General features: G+C 67.2%; 13 protein-coding genes (1 of these 13 running past the window's edge). 10 read left to right on the top strand and 3 right to left on the bottom strand.

All coding sequences use genetic code 11. From position 1 onward, the window contains the following. The 10 genes from BGN95_RS27295 to der all read left to right on the top strand — a co-directional run. Positions 1–545 carry the end of a spinster family MFS transporter gene (locus BGN95_RS27295; protein WP_502688354.1) on the top strand. The gene continues 901 nt to the left of window position 1, outside the view, so 545 of the gene's 1,446 nt are visible here — the last part of the coding sequence; the start codon falls outside the window, past its left edge; its stop codon occupies positions 543–545. 65 nt (positions 546–610) lie between these two features. Continuing rightward, a complete protein-coding gene (locus tag BGN95_RS25195; protein WP_286774376.1) occupies positions 611–2,173 on the top strand; it encodes an amidohydrolase family protein in 1,563 nt (520 codons plus the stop codon). An 81-nt stretch (positions 2,174–2,254) separates the two neighbouring features. Beyond that, on the top strand, positions 2,255–3,121 hold the full coding sequence (gene bla / locus BGN95_RS25190) for a subclass B3 metallo-beta-lactamase (protein ID WP_265269348.1): 867 nt from the start codon (positions 2,255–2,257) through the stop codon (positions 3,119–3,121). Next, the gene (locus BGN95_RS25185) at positions 3,118–3,600 is read left to right on the top strand and encodes a GNAT family N-acetyltransferase (RefSeq protein ID WP_286774375.1); all 483 of its coding nucleotides are present in this window, start codon (positions 3,118–3,120) and stop codon (positions 3,598–3,600) included. Before bla ends, BGN95_RS25185 begins: the two co-directional genes overlap by 4 nt. 6 nt (positions 3,601–3,606) lie before the next feature. Continuing rightward, positions 3,607–3,948, top strand: a complete 342-nt coding sequence (locus BGN95_RS25180) for an ArsC family reductase (protein ID WP_286774374.1) — start codon at positions 3,607–3,609, stop codon at positions 3,946–3,948. 46 nt (positions 3,949–3,994) lie between these two features. Beyond that, positions 3,995–4,429, top strand: a complete 435-nt coding sequence (locus tag BGN95_RS25175) for a hypothetical protein (protein ID WP_179513328.1) — start codon at positions 3,995–3,997, stop codon at positions 4,427–4,429. 39 nt (positions 4,430–4,468) lie between these two features. After that, on the top strand, positions 4,469–5,326 hold the full coding sequence (gene panB, locus BGN95_RS25170) for a 3-methyl-2-oxobutanoate hydroxymethyltransferase (protein ID WP_179513329.1): 858 nt from the start codon (positions 4,469–4,471) through the stop codon (positions 5,324–5,326). Positions 5,327–5,399: 73 nt separating this feature from the next. Continuing rightward, positions 5,400–6,116: a tetratricopeptide repeat protein gene (locus BGN95_RS25165; protein ID WP_286774373.1), complete on the top strand. Its 717-nt coding sequence runs from the start codon at positions 5,400–5,402 to the stop codon at positions 6,114–6,116. Beyond that, a complete protein-coding gene (locus tag BGN95_RS25160) occupies positions 6,113–7,438 on the top strand; it encodes a PQQ-like beta-propeller repeat protein (protein ID WP_179513331.1) in 1,326 nt (441 codons plus the stop codon). The genes BGN95_RS25165 and BGN95_RS25160 overlap by 4 nt, the downstream gene beginning before the upstream one ends. Before the next feature lie 126 nt (positions 7,439–7,564). Next, positions 7,565–8,941 carry a ribosome biogenesis GTPase Der gene (gene der / locus BGN95_RS25155; protein WP_286774372.1) on the top strand — a complete coding sequence of 459 codons (1,377 nt, stop codon included), beginning with the start codon at positions 7,565–7,567 and terminating at the stop codon, positions 8,939–8,941. 195 nt (positions 8,942–9,136) lie between these two features. On the opposite strand, the gene bfr is transcribed toward der, so the two are convergent. From bfr to BGN95_RS25140, 3 genes are all read right to left on the bottom strand, one after another. Next, complete coding sequence (bfr, locus tag BGN95_RS25150; protein ID WP_179513333.1) at positions 9,137–9,619, bottom strand: bacterioferritin; 483 nt, start codon at positions 9,617–9,619, stop codon at positions 9,137–9,139. Positions 9,620–9,718: 99 nt separating this feature from the next. After that, on the bottom strand, positions 9,719–9,889 hold the full coding sequence (locus tag BGN95_RS25145) for a (2Fe-2S)-binding protein (protein ID WP_179513334.1): 171 nt from the start codon (positions 9,887–9,889) through the stop codon (positions 9,719–9,721). Positions 9,890–9,976: 87 nt separating this feature from the next. Continuing rightward, on the bottom strand, positions 9,977–10,624 hold a 648-nt coding region (locus BGN95_RS25140), incomplete at its 5' end, for a DUF418 domain-containing protein (RefSeq protein ID WP_286774371.1).

Raw genomic sequence — 10,624 nt, 5'->3', positions numbered from 1 at the left:
AACGCGGCGTGGCGCGGGCTGGTGCCGGCGATCGGGCTCGCGATCGCGGCGCCGCTTTACTATCTCGCTTATACCGAGCCGGATTGGCGCATCGCCTCGGCGATCCTGCTGTTTCCGGGGCTGTTCCAATACCTTGCGCACGGGCCGACATTCGGCGCGGTGCAGAATGCCTTTCCCGCGCACCGCCGCGCGACGGCGAGCGCGCTGATGCTGCTGTTCCTCACGCTGATCGCCGCGGGGGGCGGGCCGCCGCTGATCGGCTGGATCATCGACCGGCTCGCGGCGGCGAAATTCGCGCTGCTGCCGGTCGCGACGCAAAGCTTCGCGACCTTGTGCCCGGCGGGCAAGGCCGCGGCGGGAGCGTCGGCCGAGCTCGTCGCCGCGTGCCACGATGTCCTTGCGCAGGCGACCCGCGAGGGACTGCTCGTCGCCACCGCCTTCCTGCTATGGGGCGGCGTGCATTATGCGCTCGCCGCGCTCGCCTTGCACAGGAAGCACGCCGCCTGACGATCTGCGATCGCAATGATCTTCATGCAGGCATTTAATTTTGGAATGCTGCACCGGCTGCCTAACGATAGGCGCTCGGCGGAAAGGGGAGAGGGGCTGGGCGATGCGCAAGGTCATCATGTTGTTTGATCGCGTCGCGACGCGGCGGGGCGCGTTGGTCGTCGCGCTCGGCGTGGCGGCGGCGGCCTATGCGCCGGCGCATGCCGCGGGGACGGAGCCGGCCGATATCCTGATCACCGACGGCACGATCGTCACGATGGACCCCGCGCGGCGGGTGATCGACGATGGCGCGGTGGCGATCGTCGGCAACCGCATCGCCGCGGTGGGGACGACCGCCGAGCTCAAGGCGCGGTTCAGCCCGCGCGAGACGATCGACGCGCGGCGCAAGATCGTGATGCCGGGGCTGATCGACGGCCACGGCCACGCCGGGCACGCATTGCTCAAGACGCTCGGTGCGGACAGCGACACTTGGAACGAGAATGTCGAGCGGATGTACGCGCACGGCTCGACCCCCGATTTCTGGCGCGCCGATGCGATGCTCGCGGGGCTCGAGCGGCTCAAGTCCGGGGTCACCACCTCGGTCAATTTCTTCGGCGGCGGTTCGGACGTCTATCGCGTCGACGACGCGAAATATGGCGACGCTTATTTCGAGGGGGTCAGGCAGATCGGGGTGCGCTGGTTCCTCGGGGTCGGCCCGCGCCGCGGCCCTTATCCCAGCGGGTTCACCGACTGGACCGGTGCGGCGAAGCGCGACTTTACGGTGCCGTTCGATCGCCAGCTCGCGGTGTCGGAGGAATTGATCCGCAAGTGGAACGGCACCGCCGACGGCCGCATCAGGATGGCGGTGGTGTTCCCGACGATCAGCCCGGACGACAAGCTCGCCGGCGCCGCGCTCGACGAAATGGTGCGCGAGGCGCATGCCGCGCGCGATCTGTCGAAGCGTTACAAGGTGCTGTTCCTGCAGGACGGGCACACCCGCGGCACGGTGAAATATGCCAATGACGTGCTCGGGCTGCTCGGCCCCGATGCGATCTTCTCGCACGCCACCAATCTGACCGACGAGGAGATCAAGCTAATCGCCTCGACCGGCACGCGCATCTCGCACAATCCCAGCGCGATCTTCTCGATGTACGGCCGCAACCCGGCGACCGAGCTGATCGACGCGGGGGCGACGGTGATGCTCGGATCGGACGGGGTGGCGCCCGATCGCAGCTTCGACATGTTCCGCCACATGTTCCAGGCGACGCGTTACCACCGTTTCTATTTCCACGATGCGAAGGTACTGCCGGCGGGCAAGGTGCTCGAAATGGCGACGATCGATGCCGCCAAGGCGCTGGGGATGGAAAAGGACATCGGCTCGCTCGAAGCCGGCAAGAAGGCCGACATCATCCTGGTCGACTGGTTCAAGCCGCATCTCGTGCCGATGAACATGCCGGTCTATCGGCTGGTCTATTATGCCAATGGCGAGGATGTCTCGACCGTGCTGGTCGACGGCCGCGTGCTGATGCGCGACCGACAGGTGCTGACCGCCGACGAGGAAAAGATCCTCACCGCCGCGCAGCGCGAATCCGAGCTGGCGGTGACCCGCGCCGGGCTGAAGGGGCTCGACACGCTGCCCGAAGGCTTTTGGGGGAGCACGCATCTCGGGCCGAAAACGACCAAATAATCTCGCGCATAACCGTGGTTTCCTCGCAGCCGTGGCGCCGCTACACTTCGGCTGAAACTCGTTTTCCTAGGGGATTCCAGCATGTTGATCCTGAGCACTCGGGTCGGAGCGATTCGGGTCAAACTGGCGGCAGCGGCTGCGCTGCTTGTCGTGCTTGCGCCCCCCGCGGGCGCCGCCGATCCGCCTGAATGGACCCGCCCGGCCGCCCCGTTCCATGTGATCGGGCCGATCGATTATGTCGGGACCGAGGGGCTGGGGTCGTATCTGATCCACACCCGCGCGGGGTCGATCCTGATCGACGCGCCGATGGCGGAGAATGTTGCAGCGCTCGAACGCAACATCGCCGCGCGCGACAAGCTGCGCAACGTCAAGCTGATCCTGCTCAGCCACGCGCATTTCGATCATGCCGGCGGCCTCGCCGCATTGAAAAAGGCGACCGGCGCCAGATTGGTGGTCGGTGCGGCTGACAAACAGGCGGTGGAGACCGGGACGCCGCCGGGCGAGGTCGATTACGGCGTGATCCGCTTCCCCGCCGCGCCGGTCGATCGCGGCATTCGCGACGGCGAGACGGTGACGCTCGGCGGGGTGACGCTGACCGCGGTGGCCACCCCGGGGCATACCCCCGGCTGCACGAGCTGGCGGATGCGCGTCGTCGACCGCGGGACGCCGCGCGACATATTGTTCGCCTGCAGCATCACCGTCGCGGGCAACCGGCTGGTCGGCAATCGCGCCTATCCGGGGATCGTCGGCGATTTCCGGCACAGCTTCGATCGTCTCGCCGCGATCAAGGCCGATATCGTCCTGCCGTTCCATACCGTCGCGGCCGAGCTGCGCGAACGCGCCGGACGCGGGGCGCTGGTCGATGCGACCGCGCTGCCCAAATTGGTGCAGAATGCGCGCACCGCCTTCGCCGCCGATCTCGCCAAGCAGGAGCAGGCGGCGAAGTGATCGTCGAAGCGACCGCAGGCGACGAGGCGGCGTTGATCGCGCTGTGGGAGGCGTGCGGGCTGACCCGCGCGTGGAACCCGCCGGCGCGCGACATCGCCTTCGCGCTCGCCGGGCCGAGTTCGACGATTCTGGTGGCGCGGGGCGTGGTCGCGCCGGAGCATCGTGCGTTGGATCGCGATCACGTCGTGTCCTCCTTGTGCTCCCGCGAAGGGGACGAGCACGCCGCCCTGACCGGCAGCGTGATGGTCGGGCACGACGGGCATCGCGGCTGGGTCTATTATCTCGCGGTCGCGCCCGATGCGCGCCGCGCCGGGCTGGGCCGCGCGCTGATGGCCGCGGCGGAGACGTGGCTGCGCGCGCGGGAGGTGCCCAAGATCCAGCTGATGGTCCGCACCGGGAACGAGGACGCGCACGCCTTTTATCGCGCGCTCGGTTTCGCGGATCAGCCGGTTGCGGTGTTCGGCCGTTTCCTCGATTGAGGGGGCATGATCACACTCTACGGCATCCCCAATTGCGACACCGTGAAGAAGGCGCGCGTGTGGCTCGACGCGAACGGCGCGGCTTATGCCTTTCACGATTACAAAAAGGCCGGGGTCGACGAGGGCGCGCTGCGCGGCTGGGTGGCGCGGCTCGGCTGGGAGAAATTGCTCAACCGCGCCGGCACGACATTCCGCAAATTGCCCGACGCGGCGAAGGTCGACCTTGATGCGGAAAAGGCGATCGCGCTGATGCTCGCCAATCCGTCGGCGATCCGTCGCCCGGTGGCCGTGAAGGGCGACACGCTGGTCGTGGGGTTCGACGCGGCGCAATATCAAACACTTGTGTAACGATCGATAACGACGCACAATCCCCGCCCACGAAAGGGGAGAGTGGATGAGCGAGTTCGCGCGGCCGGTGCCGGTCTGGTTTCGTATCGTCGCGATCCTGCTGGTGCTGTGGGGCGCGATGGGCGTGTTCGCCTGTGTCCAGCAATTCCGCCTCGGCGCGGAGGCGATGGGGCAGACGAGCGCCTATGATCGCGCGCTCTATGCGTCGCTCCCCGCCTGGTACAATTGGGTCTATGCGCTCGCGGTGGGCAGCGGGCTGCTCGGGGCGCTGGCGCTGCTGTTCCGCAGGGCGGTGGCGCGGCCGCTGTTCGTGATCTCGCTGGTCGCGATCGTCGTCCAGTTCGGCTATCTCTTCGCCGCCACCGATATCATCGCCACCAAGGGGATTTGGGTAACCTATTTCCCGCTGTTCATCTTCGCGGTGGCGCTGATCGAGGTGCGGCTCGCCGGGGTCGCGATCCGCAATCGCTGGGCGCGTTAGACTGGCCTTCGGGCCGGCAAGCCTCTAAGCGTCGCGCCCATGTCCACCACCTTCACGATCGACAGCTCCACCAGCCGCGCGACCCCGGTGTCCGCGCCGATGAAGCGCGTCACCGTCCCCGCGGTGCGCAAGCGCAAGGGCGGCGAGCCGCTGGTGATGCTCACCGCTTATACCGTGCGCACCGCGCAATTGTTCGATCCGCATTGCGATCTGCTGCTGGTCGGCGACAGCCTGGGGCAGGTGATCTACGGGCTGCCCTCGACCGTCCCGGTGTCGCTCGAGATGATGGCGGCGCACGGCGCGGCGGTGGTGCGTGGCAGCTATCATGCGATGGTCGTGGTCGACATGCCGTTCGGCAGCTACGAAACCTCGCCCGAAAAGGCGTTCGAGAGCGCCGCATGGCTGCTCAAGCAGACCGGCGCGGCCGGGGTGAAGCTGGAGGGCGGGGTGGCGATGGCGCCGACCGTCCAGTTCCTCGTCGAGCGCGGGATCCCGGTGATGGGGCATGTCGGGCTCACCCCGCAGGCGGTGAACATGCTCGGCGGCTATGGCGCGCGCGGGCGGACGCAGGAGGAAGCCGCGAAGATCATCGACGACGGGCAGGCGATCGCGCGCGCGGGCGCCTTTTCGCTGGTCGTCGAGGGCGTGATCGAGCCGATCGCGATCGAGCTGACCCGCTCGATCGATTGCCCGACGATCGGCATCGGCGCGTCGGCCCAATGCGACGGTCAGGTGCTGGTGGCGGAGGACATGCTCGGGATGTTCGAACGGGTGCCGCGCTTCGTGAAGCGCTACGGCGACATGGCTGGTTACATCTCCGAACGCGCCGAAGCTTATGCCAATGAGGTCCGCTCGCGCGCCTTTCCGGGTGTCGAGCAGGTCTATCAGCCCAAATAGGACGTCCAAGCCGCTTCCGTTTCCCCGGGGGCGCGGCTAAACAGGCGCGTTTTTCCAGTAGCCGGAGTTCACCTTGGCCCTGTCGCCCGAAAGCAATGAAGCATTCCTGCGCGAAGTCGATGATGCGCTGCGCCAGGATCAGGCGCTCGATTTCTGGCGGCGCTACGGCCGGTTGCTGATCGTCGCGATCGTCGGCGGGCTCGCCGTCTTCGGCGGCTATCTGTTCTGGCAGAACCGCCAGCACAAGGCCGCGGAGCGCGAGGGCGAGCAATTGCAGGTCGCCTATGACGATCTCGCCGCGGGCAAGCTCGACGCCTCGGCCAAGGCGCTGGCCGAGCTCGCCCAGTCCAAGTCGGACGGCTATCGCGCCGCCGCGCTGTTCTCGCAGGCCGATATCGCGCTGCGCAAGGAGGACCTGAAGGGCGCGGCGAAACAATTCGCGGCGATCGCCGGCGATCAGTCGATGGCCAAGCCGTTCCGCGATCTCGCGCTGATCCGGCAGACGATGGCCGAATTCGATACGCTCAAGCCCGATGTGGTGGTCAGCCGGCTGCGCGGGCTGGCGGCGCCGGGCAATCCCTATTTCGGCAGCGCGGGCGAATTGGTCGCGCTGGCTTATTTGAAGCAGGGCCGGCGCGATCTCGCGATGCGGCTCTACAACCAGATTGCGGCGACCGAATCGGTGCCGGAATCGCTCCGTCAACGCGCGGTTCAGATGGGCGCGGTATTGGATACCGGCGCCGCGCAGAGCGGCGGCGCCGCCGGTAACGAGAAGGCCAAGCAGCAATGAAGAAGGTTCTGGCCGCGCCGCTGGTGATCGCGGCGCTGGTGGGATTGAGCGGGTGCGGCATCTTCAAGGGCCACGGCCCGAAAAAGACCCCGACGCTCGGTGAGCGCATCCCGATCCTGGTCTCCGAGAATGGCGCGGCGGTCGATCCGTCGCTCGCCGGGGTCGCCGTCACCGTCCCGCCCGCGGCGCCGAACGACGCCTGGGCGCAGCCCGGCGGCAACCCTTCCAAGAATATGGGCAATCTCGCGCTCGGCGCCGCACCGGCGCGGGCGTGGAGTGCGCGGGTCGACGGCGGATCGAACCGTCAGCGGCTCGGCGCGGCGCCGGTGGTCGCTGACGGCAAATTGTTCGTGGTCGACGTCGATGCGGTGGTCCATGCCTTCCGCGCGGATACCGGCGCGTCGCTGTGGACCACGCCGATGGCGACGGAGAAGAAGAACCGCGCGGCGCGCTTTGGCGGCGGCGTGAGCTTCGACGACGGCAAGGTATTCGCGACCGACGGGCTCGGCCAGGTCGCCGCGCTGAACGCGGCCGACGGCAAGGTGATCTGGAGCGCCAAGCCGGGCGGCCCGCTGCGCGGCGCGCCGACCGTCGCCAACGGCCAGGTCTATGTGCTCAGCCAGGACAACCAGCTGTTCGCGCTCGGCGAGGCCGACGGCAAGGTGCAATGGGCCGAATCGGGCAGCATCGAATCGCAGGGCGTGTTCGGCGTCGCGGCGCCCGCGGCGGCCTCGGGGACGATCGTCGCGGGCTTCTCGTCGGGCGAGCTCAACGCCTATCGCTACGAAAACGGCCGTACCTTGTGGCAGGACGCGCTGTCGCGCACCGCAATGTCGACCTCGGTGTCGAGCCTTGCCGATATCGATGCCGATCCGGTGATCGCGGACGGCCGTGTCTATGCGGTCGGGCAGGGCGGACGCATGGTCGCGATCGAAATGGATACCGGCCAGCGTCTGTGGGAGCAGAATCTCGCCGGCACCTCGACGCCGTGGCTCGCGGGCGAATGGCTGTTCGTCGTCACCGACGATGCGCGGCTGATTTGCCTGTCGCGCGCCAACGGCAAGGTGCGCTGGATCGCGCAGCTCCGCGGCTACAAGAACGTCAAGAAGAAGTCCGGCCCATACGTGTGGTTCGGGCCGGTGATGGCGGGCGACAAATTGTGGCTGACCAACACCCGCGGCGAGATCGTCGCGGTCTCGCCGGCCGACGGCAAGGTCGAGACGACGATCAAGCACGGCGCGGAATTCGGGCTGCCGCCGGTGGTCGCCAACAACACGCTCTATGTGCTCGATCAGAAGGGGCGCGTGACCGCTTACCGGTGAGGGGCGGCGCGAGCATCGCCCGCTAGCACGCTTCCCCCCCCCGGCGAAGGCCGGGGTGGTAGGCTGAAATCCGATCTAACTGACGCCACAGGTGACGGCGGCGCGCGTTGCGGCTATTGCGCCGCGATGCCGCTGCCTATCGTCGCGATCGTCGGCCGACCCAATGTCGGCAAATCGACCCTGTTCAACCGCCTCGTCGGCAAGAAGCTGGCGCTGGTCGACGACCGCCCCGGCGTGACCCGCGACCGGCGCGAGGGCGACGCGCATCTGCTCGGGCTCGATTTCCGCGTCGTCGATACCGCGGGCTATGAGGACGAGGATCCCGATACGCTCCCCGGCCGGATGCGCCGCCAGACCGAGGCGGCGGTGAAGATGGCCGATGTCGCGCTGTTCCTGGTCGACGCGCGTGCGGGGATCGTCCCGCTCGACGAGGAAATCGCGCGCTGGCTGCGCGGATCGACCACCCCGATCATCCTCGTCGCCAACAAGGCCGAGGGGCGCGCCGCCGAGCAGGGTATCCTCGAATCGCTCGCGCTCGGCTTCGGCGATCCGGTGCAGCTTTCCGCCGAACATGGCGAGGGCGTCGCCGATCTGTTCGAGGCGTTGCTGCCGCATCTCGAACGCGACGAAGAGGTCGAAGCCTCCGCCGGCGAGGAAGAAGACGAGCGCGACGATGCCCCGCTCAAGCTGGCGATCGTCGGGCGCCCCAATGCGGGCAAGTCGACGCTGATCAACCGCATGCTCGGCGAGGATCGGCTGATCACCGGGCCGGAAGCCGGGATCACCCGCGATTCGATCGCGATCGACTGGACCTGGCACGGCCCGCAAGGCCCGCGCCCGGTGCGGCTGATCGACACCGCCGGGATGCGCAAGCGCGCCAAGGTGCAGGACAAACTTGAGAAACTGTCGGTCGCCGATGCGCTCCACGCGGTCGATTTCGCCGAGGTGGTGGTGCTGCTGCTCGATGCGACGCTCGGGCTGGAGGCGCAGGACCTGCGCATCGCCGACAAGGTGCTGTCGGAGGGGCGTGCGCTGCTGATCGCGCTCAACAAATGGGATGTCGCCGCCGACCCCTCTTCGCTGTTCAACGGCGTGCGCAAGGCGCTGGAGGACGGCCTCAGCCAGGTGAAGGGCGTGCCCTTGCTCACCGTGTCGGGGGCGACGGGGAAGGGGATCGACCAGCTTATCGCGGCGGCGTTCGAGACGCGCGCGGCTTGGTCGCGCCGCGTGCCGACCGGCGAGCTCAACCGCTGGTTCGAGCGCGCGATCGAGGCCAATCCGCCCCCCGCGCCCGGCGGCAAGCGGATCAAGATGCGCTATGTGACGCAGATCAAGACGCGTCCGCCGAGCTTCGTGATCTTCGGCACGCGGGTCGATCAGCTTCCGGCGAGCTACGAACGCTATCTGATGAACGGCCTGCGCCGCGATCTCGGCTTCGGCGCGGTGCCGGTGCGGCTGACCTTGCGCGCGCCGCGCAATCCGTTCGGGCCGAAATCGGACTGAGGGGGAGGGCGCTGGCGGAGAGGCGGCCAATATATCGCTGGCGTCTCGCTTGGGGCTTACCCCTCCACCATTGCTTCGCAACGGTCCCCCTCCCCCTCCGAGGGAGGAATTGTTCGGTCCCCCGTTCCTCCCCCGGAGGGGAGAGGGACCAGCCGAAGGCTGGTGGAGGGGTAAGCCCCAGGCGAGACGCTGAACTCAGCTCTCGTGTTCGCTCTTGGCGTTGAGCTGGATGTAATTCTGCAGCCCCATCCGCTCGATCATCTCGAACTGGCGTTCGAGCGTGTCGACATGTTCTTCCTCGCTTTCGAGGATCTTGGTGAACAGGTCGCGGCTGACGTAATCCTTGGCTTCCTCGCAATAAGCGATCGCGCCCTTCAATTGCGCCACCGCCTCCATCTCGAGCGCGAGATCGGATTTGAGCACTTCCTCGACCGTCTCGCCGACGCGCAGCCGGCCGAGCAGCTGGAAATTGGGCAGCCCCTCTAGGAACAGGATGCGATCCGCCACCATATCGGCGTGCTTCATCTCGTCGATCGATTCGTGCCGCTCGAATTCGGCGAGCTTCTTGACGCCCCAATTGTCGAGCATGCGATAGTGCAACCAATATTGGTTGATCGCGGTGAGCTCGTTCTTCAGCGTCTCGTTGAGCAATTCGATGACGCGCGCGTCGCCCTTCATGTCTTCTGCCTTTCGGTTAGGCAGATGTTTTACCGCGCCTGATGCAGCGCGGGCAACCCAAAAAATGGCGGATTTCTGCGGGTTTCGTTGCTGCGAGCGTTATGCAGCAGCGCGCTCTTCATCGATAATGGCTCGCGCAAACGATACGCACTGGCCGCATTTCGGCTGGCGCCCGAGCGAACGATAGGCCTGACACGCCGTCCGTGATCCCTGCCGCGCGGCCTCGCGCACTTCGCATTCACGGATGGCATTGCAGACGCAGACGACCATGCGGATCTCCCTCGCTCGCCCTGCGATCTAGGGCTATTGCGATGCGCTCGCAAGTGCTTTTGCGGCTGGTTCGCAATTGCGCGACGCTCAAATGCGACGAAGAGATTGCCACCGGCCGCGTGCCATGCTGCGCCACAGCCATTCGGCGGGGCCATAGGCGAATCGTTCCAGCCAGGGTTGCGACCAGCCGAGCATCGCGATCCAGATCGCGAATACCACCGGGTAGAGCTGCCAGCGTTCCAGTCGGCCGAACCAGCCGAGGCCGTAGCCGTAGAAAATCAGCGTGCAGACGATGCTGGTGCCGAGATAGTTGCTGAATGCCATCCGCCCCGCCGCGGTGAGCCGCGCCGCGAGCCAGCGCGCGCGGCCCGAGGTGACGAACAGGATCACCAGCGCCGCCTCCGCCATCGCCAGCGCCGGGCGCAGCAGGGTGAGGTGGAGCGGCTCGGTGAGCAGCAGCAGGATCGGATCGAAATGCGTCGCGCTCATCCAGCCGGCCAGCGCGACATAGAGCGGGATCGTCACCCCCGCGCCGGCCGCCGCCACCGCCCAATAATGCCGTCGCGCCCAGCCGCCCGAGAAGAAGCCGGCGCGGAACAACGCCATGCCGAGCAGCATCAGCCCGAGCGTTTCGGGCAGCATCCACGGCATCACCTGAGTCTCGATCTCGAAGGCGGCTTCCGCCCGCGCGCGGGTGACCGTGTTCCAGTCGCCACGATAGATTGCGATCTGCTC

Origin of the sequence: Sphingomonas sp. 66-10, assembly GCF_001897045.1 — a bacterium.
Taxonomy (GTDB): domain Bacteria; phylum Pseudomonadota; class Alphaproteobacteria; order Sphingomonadales; family Sphingomonadaceae; genus Sphingomonas; species Sphingomonas lycopersici.
The sequence above is the reverse complement of the archived record's forward strand: the minus strand, read 5'-3'. Positions and strand labels throughout refer to the sequence as shown.